Below are 20,145 nucleotides of genomic sequence, written 5' to 3'. Positions count from 1 at the left end.
TTTTAAAATTAAATGCCTTAAAGTAACTTAATAATTCTGCCACAAGATCAACGTAGCGGTCAACTTCAACGATCATGTTTCGGTGCTGATAAAAGAATTATCACCAATCTAATATTTGAAGTTGATTTTCAACCTTCCGGTTACAATAGCTGGAATCCATGGTCTCTTTCTATTTTTTGTTTTGCTGTGGATCTCAGTTTTGCTAATCATGAGCTATTGAATCGTAGGTTCTGATGAAAATAAGTCTACTTGCCCGCATACAAATCACAGAAACATTGGAATAGTAGAGGCCCCCAGATATTGTATGCTCACCATTTCATTAATTTCTTCCTGTTTTATGACTTATTGCGTATTAACAAATTAATACTTAGTTCTCCCAAATTTGGAAAAAATTACAACCCTGAGATAAAGCTTTGAGCAATTTTAATTTAGAAGGTTATAATTTTTTGGTAAATGTATGGATTGTGCAGAATTCTTTTAATGGTGTGTTTCATTTACATTATAATGTTAAACATGTTTCTATTTATGCTTTTGAAACATGTGTTTTTTGGATATTCTGTTTCTGAATAACAATTTTGGATAATGTTTTTTAAAAAAAGATTGAGAATAATTATGTTTTTAAAGTTTCATTTTACATTGTTTTTGTTGATGATATTTTCCATTTATTCAAAAGGAATGGAAACCGACAATTCAGAAGGAAAGAATGTTTGGAAGAGGCAACTGACCAATACTAAAAAGTTAGAAGTGTCTGATGAACATTTTTTTTTCTCCCCGCCAGTAAGCGAAGGGAAACTAAACAATCCGTATCTCTATCGGATAGAATTTCCCCAAACTTATAGTTTAACTGTAGTTACTAAACCGGATTGGCTGCAGTTGTCTGAGGAATTGCCTAATAAAGCGGAAAAATGGGTTGAATTCCCGATTGGGGTTTCAATAGGAGCTGCTGTGGAGTGTAAGACTGGGAATTGGCTTGTTATTACAATCGATGGAACCACTATTTACAAAGTCAGCAAAGAGGGCGAGATTTCAGTATTCAGGGAAAATCTGGATGAAGGGTTTGTAAATGATGTGGCCGTAATTGATGACTACCTTTACATTCCCAAAGGTAGTCCTGCCAATAAACTTGTCGAAATATCATTAGAAGATGAATCAATAGGGGAAAAAATACTATGGGAATTTCCTGGAGAAATAGTTTCAATTACAAACAAAGAGGATAAGTTATACCTTGCTGATTTTGCCAGATCTTCTATATGGGAATTAAATCCTGGTCAAGTACCAGATGAGTTTCTTAAAAACCTGGGTTTTTCACCTAACGGGATTGAATTCGATTCCAAGGGAGGTTTGTATATCGTAGATTCAGAAAACAGCAGATTAATTAAATATACAATCAATGAGGGTTTTAAAACAATTTTGTCAGAATTTGTTAATCGCCCAACTTCAATAGGTATTGATCCTAAAGATATTCCATTTCTTTCTTTTGAAAATGGGGGGGTTGAAAGATATGATCCAGGGTTTTTAGGAGGGCAATCCATATCATTTGGTTCTGGCCAAAATGTATTTGGTATGTCTTTTTCCATATCCGGTAGTTTAGTGTATCAAAGTTTGGGAGGAAAAGCATTATATAAATATCATCAAGGACCATCATTGAAAGGTATTCCGGGTCAAGAAAATGTTGGTGCTGATAATAGAGTGGTGTTGGAATTCAGCCAGGAAAATGGTGATACTTATCGGCAAGAGTTTAATATAGATGTAAAAGATTTTGAGAAACCTGAGCCAGCCAAGTTCTTTCCTGAGCCTAATGCAGTAAATGTTGCTATTGATACACAGCTTAAAATCACTTTCAATGAACGGGTGGTTTTAGGAGAAACAGGAGAATTCACCATTCATGTCCAAGGGAATGAAAGCAAGTCCCAGGTTTTGGATTTAAATATACCTGAAGACAGAGACTATGTGTCATTAAGTACTGACGGGAAATCCATGGTTATTCAACCAAAAAATATTCTTCCCTACCAAAGTGACCTATTTATTGAAATCTCTGAAGGTTTTGTAAGCGATTTATCGGGAAATGATTTTTCAGGACTGGCAAATGAGGGGGGAGTGTGGAAATTCGAAACGATTGATTTAGTAGAGCAAACGGTCGATTTTCCGCAAATTACTGAAAAGATTTTTGGAGATGAACCATTCGAATTGGGAGCTCAAGTCAGTTCTGAGAATTTAGCCATCACGTATATTTCCAGCAATACGGATGTTTTAACAATTGAGGGAAATTTGGCTACAATCCAAAGTGCTGGTACCGTTGAGATTACTGCGCTTCAAGAAGGAAAAGAGGGGGTAAAACCAATTGAGTTAAAAAGAGAACTTACTGTAAAAAAAAGACCCGTAGTGGCATTTGTAAGCAGTGGTTTTGAAAAACGTTATGGAGATGTACTGCCTGAGAATTTAATTCAATACGAAGGATTAATAAATGGAGACTTGCAGCCTCAAGTTCCAAGTTATTATGTAACTGGTGCTTCAGCTCGAACGGCAGCCCCAGGAAATTATCTGGTTACGATTTTAAGTGGAAGCGATCCCAATTATGAAATAGAAACAAGAGTAGGCTTTATTCGGGTCGTAAAGGCGCCTTTAAAGATTAGTGTGCAGACTATTGAAAAAAATTATGGTCAAGAAGATCCAGAACCCACGGTTACTTATGAGGGCTTCGTCCTGGATGAAGACGCAGGTGTGCTTTCGGGCAGCATTTCCTATGGCCGGGTTCCGGGCGAGGATGTTGGAGAGTATGCCGTTACCGCAAGCGGCCTTTCCAGCGGGAACTATACGTTGGAGTACCTGCCAGGCCGGTTGGATATCACCCCCGCGCCGTTGCGGGTGAAGGTGTCCGATACGGAAAAGGTCTACGGTTCGGATGATCCCTCCTTTACGGCCACCTATGAGGGCTTCGTCCTGGATGAAGACGCAGGTGTGCTTTCGGGCAGCATTTCCTATGGCCGGGTTCCGGGCGAGGATGTTGGAGAGTATGCCGTTACCGCAAGCGGCCTTTCCAGCGGGAACTATACGTTGGAGTACCTGCCAGGCCGGTTGGATATCACCCCCGCGCCGTTGCGGGTGAAGGTGTCCGATGCGGAAAAGGTCTACGGTTCGGATGATCCCTCCTTTACGGCCACCTATGAGGGCTTCGTCCTGGATGAAGACGCAGGTGTGCTTTCGGGCAGCGTATCCTATGACCGTGCTCCGGGCGAGGATGTTGGAGAGTATTCCGTTACCGCAAGCGGCCTTTCCAGCGGGAACTATACGTTGGAGTACCTGCCAGGCCGGTTGGATATCACCCCCGCGCCGTTGCGGGTGAAGGTGTCCGATGCGGAAAAGGTCTACGGTTCGGATGATCCCTCCTTTACGGCCACCTATGAGGGTTTTGTCCTGGATGAAGACGCAGGTGTGCTTTCGGGCAGCGTATCCTATGACCGTGCTCCGGGCGAGGATGTTGGAGAGTATTCCGTTACCGCAAGCGGCCTTACCAGCGGGAACTATACGTTGGAGTACCTGCCAGGCCGGTTGGATATCACCCCCGCGCCGTTGCGGGTGAAGGTGTCCGATACGGAAAAGGTCTACGGTTCGGATGATCCCTCCTTTACGGCCACCTATGAGGGCTTCGTCCTGGATGAAGACGCAGGTGTGCTTTCGGGCAGCGTGTCCTATGGCCGGGTTCCGGGCGAGGATGTTGGAGAGTATGCCGTTACCGCAGGCGGCCTTACCAGCGGGAACTATACGTTGGAGTACCTGCCAGGCCGGTTGGATATCACCCCCGCGCCGTTGCGGGTGAAGGTGTCCGATGCGGAAAAGGTCTACGGTTCGGATGATCCCTCCTTTACGGCCACCTATGAGGGCTTCGTCCTGGATGAAGACGCAGGTGTGCTTTCGGGCAGCGTATCCTATGGCCGTGCTCCGGGCGAGGATGTTGGAGAGTATTCCGTTACCGCAAGCGGCCTTACCAGCGGGAACTATACGTTGGAGTACCTGCCAGGCCGGTTGGATATCACCCCCGCGCCGTTGCGGGTGAAGGTGTCCGATGCGGAAAAGGTCTACGGTTCGGATGATCCCTCCTTTACGGCCACCTATGAGGGTTTTGTCCTGGATGAAGACGCAGGTGTGCTTTCGGGCAGCGTATCCTATGACCGTGCTCCGGGCGAGGATGTTGGAGAGTATTCCGTTACCGCAAGCGGCCTTTCCAGCGGGAACTATACGTTGGAGTACCTGCCAGGCCGGTTGGATATCACCCCCGCGCCGTTGCGGGTGAAGGTGTCCGATGCGGAAAAGGTCTACGGTTCGGATGATCCCTCCTTTACGGCCACCTATGAGGGTTTTGTCCTGGATGAAGACGCAGGTGTGCTTTCGGGCAGCGTATCCTATGACCGTGCTCCGGGCGAGGATGTTGGAGAGTATTCCGTTACCGCAAGCGGCCTTTCCAGCGGGAACTATACGTTGGAGTACCTGCCAGGCCGGTTGGATATCACCCCCGCGCCGTTGCGGGTGAAGGTGTCCGATGCGGAAAAGGTCTACGGTTCGGATGATCCCTCCTTTACGGCCACCTATGAGGGTTTTGTCCTGGATGAAGACGCAGGTGTGCTTTCGGGCAGCGTATCCTATGACCGTGCTCCGGGCGAGGATGTTGGAGAGTATGCCGTTACAGCAGGCGGCCTTTCCAGTGGGAACTATACGTTGGAGTACCTGCCAGGCCGGTTGGATATCACCCCCGCGCCGTTGCGGGTGCAGGTGTCCGATGCGGAAAAGGTCTACGGTTCGGATGATCCCTCCTTTACGGCCACCTATGAGGGCTTCGTCCTGGATGAAGACGCAGGTGTGCTTTCGGGCAGCGTATCCTATGACCGTGCTCCGGGCGAGGATGTTGGAGAGTATGCCGTTACCGCAGGCGGCCTTTCCAGTGGGAACTATACGTTGGATTATTTGACCGGGAAACTCAGTATTACTCCGGCAAAACTGCTGGTGCAAGGAAATGACTTTAGAAAAACATATGGGCAACCTGACCCTTCATTCACTGTGCAGGTAAAAGGGTGGAAAAATCAGGATTCAATGGAGGATTTGAAGGGTGATTTGGAATGGGATAGGGAAGAAGGGGAAAATGTGGGCGACTATGAGGTGAGTTTTTCCGGATTGAATTCATTGAATTATGCCATTGAGTACGTTTCAGGTATTTTATCTATTGAGCCTGCTATCTTGGAGATCACCATAATGAATGCCACCAAACGGTATGGGGCTTCATTACCTGAATTCTCCTTCACGTCTAAGGGGTTACTGGAAACGGATGAATCTATCTTGGACAACTTACAGCTTGTAACGGATGGGGAGGTCAATTCGCCTGTAGGAGAATATCCTATTTCAGTGATGATGGATGAGTTAGACAACTATAAATTGGTTATCAATGATGGAGTTTTAGAGGTTGTTCCGGAAGTCCCTGTATTGGTTTGGGAAGATTTATCCTTTTTTGTAGGTGATAGTGGGGTCGAAATACCTGTTCCAACCAATAACTATAATTTAGAGTTTACCTATCAAATAGAAGATACGGAGATAGCAGAGATTGTTGGAAATGAAATAAGGATTTATAAAGCTGGAAAAACAACCATTACAGCTACTAATACGGATAATCCTAATTTTCATTCGGTGTCCATTAGTAACGGTTTGGAAATTAAACCGGATCCTCTCAATGAGGTGGGTATTTTGCAAAAAATAAGACAATATATCCTCTCCAATGGAGTGTCTGAAATTCCCCTTTTAAAGGAGTATGTCTTTTTGAAAATTATAGGAATAGATCAGTCAAACGTATCTGTTTTAAATGAATTGCTTTTGGCCTTACAGCCAAATATTCAATCTGAAGCGGACATTCAGGAAATATTAAATATGATTTTGGATAATCTGGATACTGATGGTGATGGCGTACCCGATTATCAGGAAATCATTGATGGCACTGATCCAAATGACCCATTGGATTATCAAGATGCTGATGGGGACGGGGTTCCTGATTTCATTGAAGATAAGGAGGGTACAGATTCAGAGGACAGCGGAGATTACACGGATGAGAATGGAGATGGAATCCCAGATTATATTTACAACAGATCAATTGTCGAATTATTGGAGAGTCCATACATAGAATTGGAGTGGGGGGAAACCCTATTGATGGATGACCTGCCTGGATCAATTTTGGTAATGTCAGGTGCCGGTGAACTTATCAATTTACCGGTTTATTGGAAGGTGGATGAACTGGAACCTAATGGCCCCTGGGAAATAGAAATCCAAGGACAGTTTAGAGATTTATCCGGATTTTTTAATCCTTTTGGTCTATACCCAGTCAGCCAGGTCAAAATGAATGGGAAAGAAGCACCACAGGATATTGTTTTGGATCATGATTCATTCGATGTAAAAGGAGAAGCGATGACAGTCCCAATTGGTCAATTTGAAGTGTTGGATGCCCAGGACGATACACATCAGTTGTCATTGGTTTCTGGGATAGCTGATAATGATCTGTTTTCGATTACGGAGGGTATGCTGTACTGGGATTCTTCTGAAATTAAACCAGGACAAAACACTTTTACAATTGAGGTTCAAGCGGTAGATGTAGAAGGAAATAGCTTGAAAAAAAGATTTGAGATAATCAGAAATCGACTAGAGATAGGGAGTATTCAGGTATACAATGCATTTTCTCCAGATGGAGATGGGGTAAATGATTTTTGGAGTATCCCGGAATTGATCTATTACAATGGGGTGGATATCCAGGTTTTTGATAGAGTAGGAAATAGGGTTTTTACTTCGAATGATCCTAGAATGAAATGGGATGGAACCTATAAAGGTAAAGAACTGGCTACGGGAACTTACTTCTATGTGGTTCGCATCGAAGAGGTAGATGAGAATATGAAAGGGTTTTTAATCTTGGTCAAATAATTTAGAAGTTTTTAGAAAAATTTATGAAACGCAGTTTAATAAAAATCACAATACTTGGGGTATTCCTTTTATTGGTAATATTCACAACAAAAGGCCAAAACAGGAAATATCATAGTCAGTTTAATGCGGTTAGAGGTTATACTAATCCAGCTTTAGTAGGTTTGGAGGGAAGTTTAATTAGAGGGGTGGCCAGAAATCAATGGGTAGGCTTTAATGGTGCGCCTACCAGCTACCTGTTCCTGACAGAAATTGATTTACCCGAATTTTTCGGAAAACCGGATTCATTGCCAAACACCAAGAATGCTATTGGCATTAGCATACTTCATGATAAAATTGGAGCGTTCAATGATACTGAAATCAATGCTTCCTATGCGGTCGGTATTAACCTGAGCCAAGAATTAATTCTAAGGCTTGGGGCCACTTTCCAATATAATACTGTCAATTTGGATGGAAATAAACTTAACACCCAGCAGGTGGGTGATCCTAAAATCAACCAATACGTGGGAAGTTTTGCAAGCATGCAGATTTATGATTTTAATCTTGGGGCAGGGTTGGTTCACCCCAATTTCTATTTGGGTTACAGTATTCATCACCTTAATAAAGGGCGGTTCAATGCGGGAGATGTCTTTGTTACCTCTATTCCTTTTTCCCACTTTGTTCAGTCAGGATTTCGGTTTGACTTAAATGATGATATGAAAATAGGAGGAGATTTTCTATTGCAAGAGCAGGTTGATTTGCCAGTAGGGGTCGAATTTAATATTAAAACTTTGTTTAAAGATAAAATTTGGGTAGGAATGGGACACCGAATTGATTACTCAAATAATTTTCAACTGGGGGTATTGCTTTCGGATATTAATTTTAGTTATACCTATGAAATTCCTAGAAATAGGACTTTCCGACTTCCCAATACTACCCATGAATTTGTGGCAAGCTTTAGGCTTTTTTCAAATTCAATCAGAAAGTATCCTGTTTTTAGCTGGTAGCGGTTATTGAATACCCATACTATATACCTATAAATGAAACCAACAATACGATCTTTGCTTAGACTGTTTGAAAGATCCTGAAACTTTCGCTTTTGTTTCTTATTCAATTATCCCGCAAAGTTAGGTCGGCAGGTCCCATACAGGCCAAGGAACTTCGGCATAAAGCCGTCCCGCCCGGGCCCGCGCCTGTTTATTCCGATCCTCCTTGCCTTTAATCTGCCCTGCGGCCTGGGGCAGCTTCATAATTAAATCATTCACCATAAAACGATGTGATTATGAAGCGACAAAGAGAAAAATCCAGCAAAGATGTTTACCAGATCGTCAACGAGAGGATCATGGCCAGTCTGGAAAAGGGCATTATTCCATGGAAACAACCTTGGGGAAGCAGAGGACTGCCGAGGAATTATTGCACCGGTACCGTTTACCGGGGAATCAACCTGTGGCTGTTGATCTCCATGCGGCACAGCCGTCCCTATTTTAGTTTACACACTTTTTGGGATAGTGTCATTTATTAACCTGTGTAACAAAATGTGGAAATCAATTTACATGTAGCAGATCTTTAAAGGCTATAGGACATACCTTACCGTCTCATTTTATCAGGATAAGTAGAAGTAAAATTATTAATACTGATTTTATCCGATCTTTAGATTTAAAAAAGAGCATAGTGATATTGGACGATTTTTCAACGCACAAAGTGGCGTATAGTAGGTTAAAGGACTTAAAATTGTTTTTGGAGCAGGGAGTGATTTAGATCGACTAGAGAATATTAACTAAACTCCTTTGCCCTTTCCAGATAAACTTATTATATAGTTGGATGAACAGTGTTTCCAGTCTTTTCTGGTAGTTTACGACCAGTCCTGCCTGATTTATTGATTTTGGTTTGCTCTCGCTGACGTTTGCGGTTTGATGCCAGTGACATGAAACAGATCCAATTGCAGGGGAAAGGAAGAGGATACTTAATTAGGTTAACGAAGTGAAAAACCATATTCACGGAATAATTCCCTTTATTCACGAGGATGATTGGGTAGTTTCCCTTCAATACTCACTTTTTGCATATATTGTTCGAGAACATTCTTTAACCTAAAACAAAAATTCATATGAAAAATCAAAAGAAAAATGTAATTCCTAGAGTGGTGATGGCTGCTAGCATGATGACTGTGGGGTCTGGTTTGTTCAATTGTTTTGAAGCACAAGCTTCTCCATACGGCTGTGATGGTGGGACAACCTACGCATGTGGTTTTTATGATGTTCTGGAGGTCTATGAAGATTTGGCAAATAATTGTTGCGCTGGCAGCTACCTTTCAGTAACAGATGTGTGTGAAGGAGGCACATACGATTTTTACAGTGATTATGATGGAGTTAATGCCACTTGCAATTAAGAGGATAATTTTATGAAATTAATCTTATTCATAACATTGGCACTTTTTTCCTGTTCTTCGCAGAACGAAAAGAAAGAAGTGTCAATGACTTTTTTGCGCAATGATATAGAAGTAGACCTTAGTTCAGTTACTATAAGTCCTATGTTTGCTTCTTTTACGGTTGTAAATGTGGATGATAAGCTCTATCATTTGTTTATCTATAATGAACGTCAGTTGATCATTACGGATCTGAACAACTTTCGATTAGAAAAAATTATTCCTCTCAAAAGAGGAGAAGGCCCTGATGAAATCAATACAATACCAAGGAAGGCTTATATGATTAGTGAAGATCGATATCTTATTGAATCATTCCGTTTTTGTTATGTTGTGGATGGCAAGGGCTACGTTAAACATCGTGTTTCACTAGACGATCTTCTAAAAGATGAACTTAAAAAAGGAAAAGTCGAATTTATAGATAATCTGCGTGTAGGAGGGACCAAAGGTTCTTCTGTACAAGTAGGGAATGGTGAATACTTGATGACTGTGTTGAGGAAGAATTATTTCATAGGAGAGGATTACCCCTATTTCCCCATGTTCGCGACATTATCTTTAAGTGAAAGTGAAGAGATTAATATAAAAGTTTTACCTGTTACTTTCCCTGAGGATTTGATTTATGATAAGGGGCTATCTTACGGAGCGAGTGAAGTCCCGAACTATACAGTAAGCGGTGACTGGCTTGTCTACAATTTCTACTTTTCATCAAACATTTATTTGTACAACTTAATGACAGGAGAAAAAAGGAAAATTAAAGCAGAAGTGGAAGACGGTAACAATCATCAACTTCCAATAGCTGACAAAACCATACCAATAAGACGATATCTTTCCATATTTTCGAATGTTTTGTATGATAGTCAAAACGAAATTGTTTATCGGAACCACATTACTATAAATGAGGAAGACCCTGCTTTAAGCAGAAATTATATGACGGCTTATACTTTGCAAGGGGAAAAATTGTGTGAGTATTATTTGGGAACAAACAAAGAAGTTAACTATTTAAGAAATCCCTTTTATCACGATGGTAGTATCTTTATGAATCCTTTCTATCCTTCTTCTGATGAGAAGTTGGATTTGGTGAGACTTACTTTAGTCGATGAAAAATAGAAGGGTAATAAAAAAAATCTTTTTCGCCTAACGCTATATTTTCAGTAACGGGACAAGATAGAGCTCATTATAACCAAATCATTGCAAGGAAAAAATGAACAATAATCCTTTAGTATCTGTGATTATGCCATGCTATAATGCGGGTCAATATATTAGTAAGGCAATCAAAAGTATCCTAACCCAAAGCTTGGGCGATTTTGAGTTATTGGTCATTGATGATGGCTCAACAGATCACACAGAAAATCTAGTTAGAAATATCTCTGATATTCGGATTCGTTATCATCGATTTGAAGAAAACAGAGGGAACTACGTGGCCAGGAATTATGGTCTTGACTTAGCCAAGGGGAAATATATCGCCATGGCTGACGCAGATGATGTATCTTTGCCAAAGCGCCTTCAGACCCAATCTGATTATTTGGAAGCTAATTCTGAGGTGATGAGTGTTGGTACTCTAACCGAAGTGATCAATCGGCGTGGGGAAATAATTGGAAAGCTTGACAGACCTCTAAGGTATGAAGAGATAAAAACCGCTTTATTGAGAGATTGTTATCTTTCTCAACCTACCATCATGTACCGTAAATCTTTAATAGATGATGGGTATAGATATGACGAAAATTTTCTCTATGCAGGAGACTATGATTTTGCCTACAGGGTTGCGAAAAAACATCCTGTGGCCAATATAGGAGAATACCTTGTGCAATATAGATTGTGGCCAGGTCATATATCCGTTGTCAGAAAGAAGGAACAGACACTGCTGGCAAATCAATTAAGGGAGCGGCAGTTACAAGAATTAGGAATGTTGTTTTCTGAAGAGGAGTTTTCGCTTCATCTGAAACTTTTGGTCGGAGCCTATCTAGAGGATCATGAATTGCCACTCGCTGAAAAATGGCTAAACCGACTATTAGTATGCAATTCAGAAACAGGAATCTATGATATGAAATACCTTCAAGGTTTTTGCCAGAAATTGGCTGAAATAATGATCAAGAAGAATGCACTAGGTGGTTGGTCGATTGAAAAAACGATGCTTAAGTACCTAATTAATGAATTCTCTTCTGTTAAAGCAGTACTTGAATTTGGTTCGGGAACTGGCACAGAAGCATTGTTGAAATATTTTCAAGTAATAAGTTTGGAAAATAATCCACATTATTTGATAAAACGAGGTAGTAATCATACCCTTCAGTTTGCTCCCATAGAAAACGGCTGGTACAAAAGAACGGTAGTTATTGAGGCTATCACAAGCCAGGATTATGGGTTTATTTTAGTGGATGGACCAGAAAGACATCTCAGGGAGGGGATATTAAACCATATTTCAGCTTTCTCACAGGTCAGATGTCCAATTATTTTTGATGATATCAACAGAAAAAAAGATTTATATATCATGCAACAATTTTGTAGAAAGTTGGAACGAAAATACAAAATCATAGATGGAGAAAAGAAGTCCTTTGCCATATGTGTGCTGTGACTATTTCAATAGTTAGCTATCTGAATAATATATTTTAAAACTAAAATTTCCTATATAGGATTGTCTTTGATTGGTGAAAAGAGTTGAAAATATTTATATAGATTCTTACATTCCCTTCAAATAAATTTTCTTTTTACTCTGATCAAGTCTGAAGAATTTAATCACGTCAAAAAAAAAATCTAGCATTGCAGTTCAGCAATAGCAAGATGTAGTTTTGTATACAAAGCCCTCTTTTCAGCCTCCGAAGTCGGGGGAAAGGTGCTCGGGACTCGCAGCCTTTTGATGGATGGAAATCTAGGCCATAATGGTTGAAATGTGTTGTTGCCGATCCTTGTAAATAGTCAACTTTAACAGTTAAACTAGGATAGGAGAAACGGGGATCATCTGCTGTTTTTAATAACTGTTGCATCGGTATCCACTTCCCCTTTCTGCAAAGATATTCCGGTCAGGAAAACGGTCAAGGGCGAGATGAATGCTTCCTGCTGTCAGCACCCTTGACCTTTATTCCTTCCCGTTATTAGCTGGCATCCAAGAGGAGTGAATGGGGAGGTATGGTCTTGACGGTCATCAAAAAGCAAAAGAGAGCTATTGCAAAGAGAAATTATCAAGGTTTTGAAGGAGTTATTGGGTGTCGTTCTGGACACCAGCAAGATGTAGGATTGTCTGACGCCATTCCCATCTTGGATTCCTAGTGTACTAGGGGAGCAAAATCCTTCGAAGGCGGATTTTTTGTTTTTGAGATAAAGGACAATAAGTGAAGTCCTGTTTTGTGAAATATAGATATTTTTAGAAATAGATTATTTGTCTTTTAATCAGGTAGGGAGGCGCTTCAATCATTACATGTGTTGCTTTATGGAAGCTGATTGATCAACTTGGTGATAGTGGCTGAGGAAGTATTGAATATAAAAGCCAGGTCTTTTTTGGAGAGAAAGGCCCTCTCTTCTTTGTATTGTTCCCAGAAAAAAGGGAAGCCCTCATCGATGGGAAGCTGAAAGGATTTTAGGTATTTGTAGGTCTCTTCCAATAATTCCCTGTTGATCAAGGTACTTAAGCGGCTGATTTCGGGCATTTCATTTAGAAGTGCGATTTCTGCTTCTTTTTTCAATGAAAAGCAAGAAACGTAACTCAGTGCCCTTAGGTAGAAAGGAGAATCGGATTGGTCAAAATAGGCATTTAGATCAGCGGCCACAGTACCTTCCATGAAAATCTTTACTCGGTAGTCGCGTCCTTTCTTGGCTGGAAAAAGCAGGGCAGCTGTACCGGTATAAATAAAATGAGCGGATTGTTCTGGTTCATTCAGCTCACGAATGATTTCTCCTTTTTGAAAGGTGCTGACCTGAAGATAGGGCCTCAGGTTTCTGTATATCTCAGGACGTAATTTTATCAAATGGTCAAAAGCTTCTTTCAGCAATTCGGTCTTCAATACCTTCCCCATAATGCAAACAATTAGGTGAAACAATCATCATCTTTCTGTTGGATTAAAACAGTAAATCATATTCAAAATACTAAGGGAGAGGTTTCCCTTCAAATATTCAAATACAAATTAGGGATGGTTTACCCTCTAAACAAGAAAATAGATTTATGTGGTAATTGATTGTAAATCAATGGTGTAATTTTTTTTTAGGATCGGTTTTAGGTTTTACCTTCAAAAATACAAAGTCAATTGGATGGCCACGTTTAGGAATGATTTCCTTAGACTTTATGGGCAATAAATCGAATAAGAAGATGCATAAAGGATGGATGGTGTTTTGATGGTAACTAATAAGAAGATCAATATAAACTGGTTGGTGTTTCAGGCGGCAGTGATTGCATTTGTTGTTTTATGGACAATGACAGGATTGGAAAAGCTGATAGGTTTTGGAGAATTTCAAGATGCCATACAGAACCAGACCCTTCCGGTCGGGATTTCCAGGAAGCTGGCTCCTTTGATAGTTTTCCTCGAACTATTATTTGTTCCTTTCTTACTGTTCAGGAAAACGCAAAAGTGGGGATTGTTGCTATCCATACTGCTGATGACGGTCTTTTCAACTTATATAGGACTTGTGTGGATGGGAGCATTTCCTAGGGTGCCCTGCTCTTGTGCAGGATTTATTGAATCCATGAGTTGGTCTCAGCATTTATTGTTCAACTTGGCTTTTATCCTACTCGGAACGTTAGGATTGATGATGAATACGGAGGTTGAGAGTTAGATGATCTGATCTCTGGATTTAGCAGGACAACTGATGGAACTACTGAGCAGGAGTATTGAATAGCATATTACTATTAAATAACTAATAAACACAACTCAACGAAAATACTGCCCAATCTCTCGGGAGAAGGTGTTAGGTGAGATTTACTTTTTCTCTGGCAGTAAAAGGAGGAAGCCAAAAATCCTATAAAGAGTAGGCAAAAAGCAACCTATAACCCGAAATATGCATTAGCATATCTGTTGCAGTTTGAAATTGCTTTAAAATCAGTCGCTACGCTTTAGTTTTCGACTCTACCGTAGCGGAGCTACGCTTGCGTCTCCAAACTAACTGATTTTCTTGCACTATCAAACATCACTACGATTCCCAATGCATAAATCGGGTTTAAACGTTAGGGGATTTTGATAGTTAAAAATCCCATTTTCAATAATGAAAAAGTTAATTAATAACATACCGTTGTTGGCATTTGTGCTGACAGCCATGACCGCGTTGACAATCAACCTCTCAGCAGAGGATGTGCAGGGAACCAAAGAGGCCCTGAACCCGAATACCCATACCTGGGAGGATATCACCAATCAGGAATTGGGGGTAGATTACAATTGTGATACGGAGGTCGATACGGACTGTACCCGTGAAATGGATGAGTTGGGACAAGAGGTTCCTGACTCGAGAGTGGAAGGCGAATTCAAGCCCATCTAAATTTAAAAACTATTTCAATTAGAAAAGCCAGAGGCCATGCCCCTGGCTTTTTTCTATCTTGGATTTTGTTTCATATCATTCAGCTGCAATTCATCCATGGGTATGGGATAGGCATATTTTGGACTTCCTGGTTCTAAAGTGTAGATTTCCCCATCCAAGTCCCTCGTGACTGTCTTTTCATATTGACTACCTGACAGTCTCCTCAAATCCTCCCAACGCAATCCACGAAACACCAATTCTTTTCTTCGTTCTTCCAATATCCGCTCCAATAAAACCTCCCCTGAAATCCCTGCTATAGGTTCAAACTTTCCAGCCTCAAACCGGTGTTCCAATAGATAGTTCAGATTCTCCAAAGCCTGCTCATTATTGCCCAGTCTTACAGCCGCTTCCGCCCTGTTTAGCAAAAGTTCATCCGTGGCCACTCCATCAAACAAATAAAGATTACCCATATAGGTTCCCCTGAATTTGACATGGCCATCCTGATTAGGTTGGGTAAAGAACAGTGACTTTCTTAGGTCACCGGCTGCATAACTTTTATAGATTTCCGAAAGGATAAAAGTATCAGAAGAATAACCAATGGAGCCTGATGAAAAATAACTGCAATAGACCACTTCCTCATTAAGCCTCTTGAAACCAAAAGTATTGCCCTGTTCCAAACTGGTATAATCCATCAGTTCATTTCCCAGTTCAAGTGCAAGTGAAGTGTAATCAAACACTTTTTGATAATCCCCCATAGAAAGATAAACCCTTGCCAATAGCCCATAAACCGCTTGCTTGGAAGGTCTGGTGGCAATGGTCGCCCTTGAAGGCAATAAGTCCAATGCCGCTTCCAAATCTCCAATTACCTGGGCATAGCTATCTTCGATGGAAGACCTTTTTACCAGTTTATTAACATCAGCACTTAATTTTAAAGGGATACCCAATTCAGGATTTACCAGATGATAGGGCATGGTAAAAATCCTAAGGAGATTGTAAAAGGCACTTGAACGATAAAATAAAGCAGATCCCCTCAAACGGTCCCAGTCCACTTGCTCATTCGAATCTGGCACAATATCGTCGAGTTGTTCCAGGGCTACATTGGCATAAAAAACCTGTTCATAAAGGGCGTTCCAAGAAACAAACCTGCCTGTTGGAGAGATAATATCCGCCCAAACATGGGCATTACGGGTAATCTCATTCCAGCTTTCCCATTCTTGCTTGCTGATAAAATAATCATCTGAGGCTACCTCGCCCATATCGGAATTTCTGTTCATGATATATTCATTGTCCAATAGGGCTTGAATATCTTCGAGGTTATCAGGAACCACCAAATCGGTACTGGGCTTTTCATCTAGAAAATCCTGACAGGAAGACAATAAATGAATGATGCTGATGATCATAATGGTGAGTATGGGGTTAGTTATGTTTTTCATTTTGGTTAGATTTTATGTTAGATATTAGACGCCAGACGCAAGACAAAAGACTTGTTTACGGATTCTAGGCCGTATCATACCCGTCATTGCTGTTATGGTTTCCATGTCAATTAATTACCCCCTAAATCCCCCTTGAAGGGGACTTCTTGATATCGTAACCAAAATCGGTTCTTCCCCCTTCAGGGGGAGGTTAGGAGGGGGTAAATTCTTTCTTATTTACTCTTTTATCCATCTTGCTACTATCATCTTGCTACTTTCTTCTAAAAAGAGTCCCGGTTTCCCGTCTGGAAACATTTCCCGCTGTATACAAGATGATGTATGATCACATATGAAGAAATTGCGCGGTAAGGGACTCTGTGATAGTAGCTAGTATTTAGTACATAGTAGCAAGACTTGTTCACGTGAGCGAGATCAAACCTTTTCCGTCATTGCGAAGGACCTGCCCTGTCTGACGCCGTCAGACGTGGCGGAGACTGTGGCAATCTCCTATTCCAAAAACGGGACTGCCACTCCGCTTGTGCGGATCGCAGTGACGGAGAAATAGATGTTCTCGCCTCCGAACTCAATCTTTCCTCTTTTTTCTTTATACTGTCTTACTACTATCATCTTGCTACTTTTTACTTAAAGTAAGCCCCGCCCACCAAGATTTGCCTTTAATAATCAATCTGGTTTAAAATAAACATAGATTAGGGCGGACGGAGCTATATCTTTAGTGCTTTAGAAATCTATTTTCACTCCCAGAGCAATGCTCTTAAGTGGCTTTGCTGTTCTGAAATCGGGATCCAAAGGGTCATCTTTTGCCGCTTTCCAAATGATCCCCAGGTTATTGGCATAGGCATATAGGCCCATTCTTTGGAAGGGCAGTTTGGGCGATGTCCTTTGGTCAAAGGTATAGCCCAAGCGGATGTCCTGTAGCCTAATATGATCCCCTTTCTCTACCAGCACCGAAGAAAAACTATAGAAATTATCCCTATTGGCATTCAACCTGCCCGGCATGGAAGGAACATGGGTACAGGTTTCATCCCCCGGGTTTTGCCAACGCAGGGCAAAATCCCCATGTCCCCCTTGGGCATTGAGTACGGTGGAATATCGCACGCTGTTCCTCCTGTAATAATAGCCCAAGCGGTAACTGATATTAAAGGACAGGTTCCAGCCTTGCCAACTGAAATCATTTCTAAGAGCACCAAAATGGCTTGGCCTCGATGGCCCATGGTAAATCAGGCTTTCGGGCGTGGCTCCCGTAATAATGCTTCTATAGTCATCGGAGGGTTCGCCGTCCAGATAGCCCAAGGGATCTCCGGTATCGGGGTCCAATCCTGCCCAAGCATAGCTATAAATAGCATAGAGCGGTTTTCCACTGAGGGGAATGGGCAAATCATGATCTCCACCCATTCCCAATGAAAGGTATTGGTTCACAGGGCCCACCAACTCATAATCACCGACCCTTTCCTTGATCCAAGAATGGAAATGATTGATGCGCCACTGGAAAGCGCCTCTGATCACTGATGCACTGATATTAAAATCCAGGCCATGTGTTTGTGTGCTGGCAGTGTTTCCCCTAAACTCCGTAATGCCGGAACTTGGGGCATAAGGTATATCCCCAATCAGGTCCAGCCCGTTCTTGATATAGTATTCCAAGGTTCCCGAAAACCTATCATCCTTGGTGGCCCAGTCCAGCCCCAGGTTGACGATCTTAATGCGCTCCCAACTCAATGATGGATTAGGCGGGTTGAGGATGATTCCTTTGGGCAGCCCTGTAATATTGCTGTTGCCGTTCCTTATGGCCGTGGTATAGGCAGAGACCCGCTTGTCTATATTGCCATTATAGCCATAGGTAAATCTCAGTTTGGCATAGGGCAACCAATCTTTCATGGGATAGAAATCTTCCTCACTCAATATCCATGCAGCACCCAGAGACCAAAGGGGCACGCCCTTTTGATTGGCATCCACCCCAAAGAGGTTGGAGGTATCCTTCCTGCCACTGACCGAAAGGGTATATTTCCCCTGATGGGTATAGGCAGAATTGAGGTAATAGCTAAGGTAGCGGTCTACTGTCCCACCTACATGGTCCCCATTGGGAATGCGTAAGGAGGCAGAGGGAAAATAATACACTGGATAGGGATTGACATAGTCCATCTGGGCAATATTGCCTACCCGATCATTATAGCCATAAAAGCGGGTCCCAAGACTGGAACTTTCGAAGCTTTTCACTTCTGCCCCAGCTATGGACACCCAGTCCCCTTGCTCCCAGTCCGTTTTATAATTCAGCTGCGCCCGTCCGTTATGGGAAAAGCTTGAATATTGGGAACGGCCCAAAATACCTCCCTCTGGAATGATGCGGGTAATGTTTCCCTCTTCATCCACCTGTGTGTACTGGTTGACCCAGTCACGGGCATAATAACTTTTTGCGCCATAGTGCTGCCTCACTTGCTGCTCATTGGTCCAGTACTGGTAGGATACTTGGGCATTCAGGCCTTTGATGATTTTATAATCCAATCCAAGGTTCATACGGATATCCCTGCCCTCCAAAATATCGGATTGCTCATGGATATCCTGCAAGGGATTATAGCGCCAGTCCAGCAGACCTTCAGCCTCTGCACCATCCAAAAATCCACCCCGGTAGTCCTTGGTGATGGCCATAGGATTTCCATTTTCATCCCTGAACTGCACATAAGGGGCCAGCACATCATTGCTGGATTGCTTGAGTTCACCATAGGCCAGTCCGTTGCGGTCTTGATGGGTTTTGGTGAAGTAGATGCCCGTGCTTAGCTTTAGCCGATCTTTCAGTAGCTTGATCTCCTGCTTGCCTCCCAGTGTAAAGCGTTCCATGCCCCTGTACTTGACTGTCTCCAGGTTCTTATCCCAACCTGCTGTCAGGAAATAACTTTGCCTTTCGCTGCCACCGGAGATATTCAGGGCGTATTGCTGGTTGATACTTTTTCGGTAGAAATCCCGCAAAAAAGCCTCCCGCAGATCCTGCTTTCTATAAGCAGCTATGCGGGCATCTGCTGTTGACTGGTCGATCTCCCCATTCCTTGCAGCGATCAAGGTTTCTACCACAGGACTGAGCGCTGTCTTTCTGGGCGTGTTTTCTTTGGAATTATAAAATCCCCTCTCAAAAAGCATCAGCTCGGTATCGATAAAATCATTTACCGACATCTGGGGCTGGTAATAAGGATCAAAGACCTCCCCAACCGTCACATTGCTGTTTAGGGATACTTGGGGCTTACTTCCTATCTGCCCACTTTTGGTGCTGATCACGATCACGCCATTGCCGGCCTTTACTCCCCAGATAGAAGCGGCAGCTGCATCCCTGAGTACATTAATGCTTTCCACATCATTGGGGTTGATATTTTCTATGGGACCATCATAGGGAAAGCCATCCACTATGATCAATGGGCTGCTATTGGCAAATAAGGTACTCCTTCCACGGATGGAAAGTGCATCCGAAGCGGGGCCATTTCGGTTAAATATCAGTCCCGGTGTCACATCCCCAAGCCGCTCAAGAATACCCGTGCTAACCGGACGGTCAATCAGGCTGCTGTCCAGATGGACAAAGGAGCCCGTTGCCCGCTCCTTGGAAATTTGCTGGTAACCCGTGGAGACCACTTCCACGCCTTCCAGACCCATTGCTTCTTTTTCCAGTTTCACGATCAGCTCCTCCTCCAGGGGAAGGCTAATGTCCCTGCTTTGACTTTGGTAGCCCAAATAGCTGAATACTATACGGAGCTCAGCTTTGGCTACCTGAAGTGAAAAAACTCCGTATTCATCCGTCACCGTTCCCTTTCCACTATCCGCTATCTGTATGGTAGCACCAATCAACGGCACATCCCGATGGTCCAAGACCTTCCCCTTGAGGATATAGGTCTCCTGTGCCATGGCCATTCCAGACCATAGCAAACAAATCATCCATGGTAAAATCTTTTTCATATTTGA

Annotated in this window: 11 protein-coding genes and 1 pseudogene; 9 read left to right on the top strand and 3 right to left on the bottom strand. The window is 42.4% G+C overall.

All coding sequences use genetic code 11. From position 1 onward, the window contains the following. Window positions 1–612: 612 nt before the first annotated feature. From KZP23_RS02750 to KZP23_RS02720, 7 genes and pseudogenes are all read left to right on the top strand, one after another. Window positions 613–6,948, top strand: a complete 6,336-nt coding sequence (locus tag KZP23_RS02750) for an MBG domain-containing protein (protein ID WP_226334603.1) — start codon at window positions 613–615, stop codon at window positions 6,946–6,948. 23 nt (window positions 6,949–6,971) lie between these two features. Beyond that, the gene (locus KZP23_RS02745; RefSeq protein ID WP_226334602.1) at window positions 6,972–7,931 is read left to right on the top strand and encodes a PorP/SprF family type IX secretion system membrane protein; all 960 of its coding nucleotides are present in this window, start codon (window positions 6,972–6,974) and stop codon (window positions 7,929–7,931) included. Window positions 7,932–8,206: 275 nt separating this feature from the next. Further along, the gene (locus tag KZP23_RS02740) at window positions 8,207–8,446 is read left to right on the top strand and encodes an ArdC-like ssDNA-binding domain-containing protein (protein ID WP_226334601.1); all 240 of its coding nucleotides are present in this window, start codon (window positions 8,207–8,209) and stop codon (window positions 8,444–8,446) included. Between the two features lie 11 nt (window positions 8,447–8,457). Further along, window positions 8,458–8,682: pseudogene (locus tag KZP23_RS23115) on the top strand (LytTR family DNA-binding domain-containing protein); the annotation flags it as partial. 346 nt (window positions 8,683–9,028) lie between these two features. Beyond that, window positions 9,029–9,310 (top strand): hypothetical protein, encoded by a 282-nt coding sequence (locus tag KZP23_RS02730; protein WP_226334600.1) that lies wholly within the window; start codon window positions 9,029–9,031, stop codon window positions 9,308–9,310. Window positions 9,311–9,322: 12 nt separating this feature from the next. Beyond that, window positions 9,323–10,450, top strand: coding sequence for a DUF4221 domain-containing protein (locus tag KZP23_RS02725; protein WP_226334599.1), 1,128 nt, complete (start codon window positions 9,323–9,325; stop codon window positions 10,448–10,450). A 94-nt stretch (window positions 10,451–10,544) separates the two neighbouring features. Continuing rightward, window positions 10,545–11,912 carry a glycosyltransferase family 2 protein gene (locus KZP23_RS02720; protein WP_226334598.1) on the top strand — a complete coding sequence of 456 codons (1,368 nt, stop codon included), beginning with the start codon at window positions 10,545–10,547 and terminating at the stop codon, window positions 11,910–11,912. An 850-nt stretch (window positions 11,913–12,762) separates the two neighbouring features. Here the strand turns inward: KZP23_RS02720 and KZP23_RS02715 are convergent. Beyond that, window positions 12,763–13,347 carry a Crp/Fnr family transcriptional regulator gene (locus KZP23_RS02715; protein ID WP_137404665.1) on the bottom strand — a complete coding sequence of 195 codons (585 nt, stop codon included), beginning with the start codon at window positions 13,345–13,347 and terminating at the stop codon, window positions 12,763–12,765. 316 nt (window positions 13,348–13,663) lie between these two features. Here KZP23_RS02715 and KZP23_RS02710 point away from each other — a divergent pair, with 316 nt between their 5' ends. Continuing rightward, window positions 13,664–14,101 carry a MauE/DoxX family redox-associated membrane protein gene (locus KZP23_RS02710; protein WP_226333979.1) on the top strand — a complete coding sequence of 146 codons (438 nt, stop codon included), beginning with the start codon at window positions 13,664–13,666 and terminating at the stop codon, window positions 14,099–14,101. A gap of 426 nt (window positions 14,102–14,527) precedes the next feature. Then, complete coding sequence (locus tag KZP23_RS02705; RefSeq protein WP_015268157.1) at window positions 14,528–14,797, top strand: hypothetical protein; 270 nt, start codon at window positions 14,528–14,530, stop codon at window positions 14,795–14,797. A 53-nt stretch (window positions 14,798–14,850) separates the two neighbouring features. Here the strand turns inward: KZP23_RS02705 and KZP23_RS02700 are convergent, their stop codons facing one another. Next, window positions 14,851–16,209, bottom strand: coding sequence for a RagB/SusD family nutrient uptake outer membrane protein (locus KZP23_RS02700; RefSeq protein WP_226333978.1), 1,359 nt, complete (start codon window positions 16,207–16,209; stop codon window positions 14,851–14,853). 717 nt (window positions 16,210–16,926) lie between these two features. Continuing rightward, window positions 16,927–20,139: a SusC/RagA family TonB-linked outer membrane protein gene (locus KZP23_RS02695; protein WP_226334597.1), complete on the bottom strand. Its 3,213-nt coding sequence runs from the start codon at window positions 20,137–20,139 to the stop codon at window positions 16,927–16,929. Window positions 20,140–20,145: the final 6 nt, after the last annotated feature.

It is taken from the genome of Echinicola marina (assembly GCF_020463795.1).
Taxonomy (GTDB): domain Bacteria; phylum Bacteroidota; class Bacteroidia; order Cytophagales; family Cyclobacteriaceae; genus Echinicola; species Echinicola marina.
This window is presented reverse-complemented; position numbering and strand designations above follow the sequence as displayed.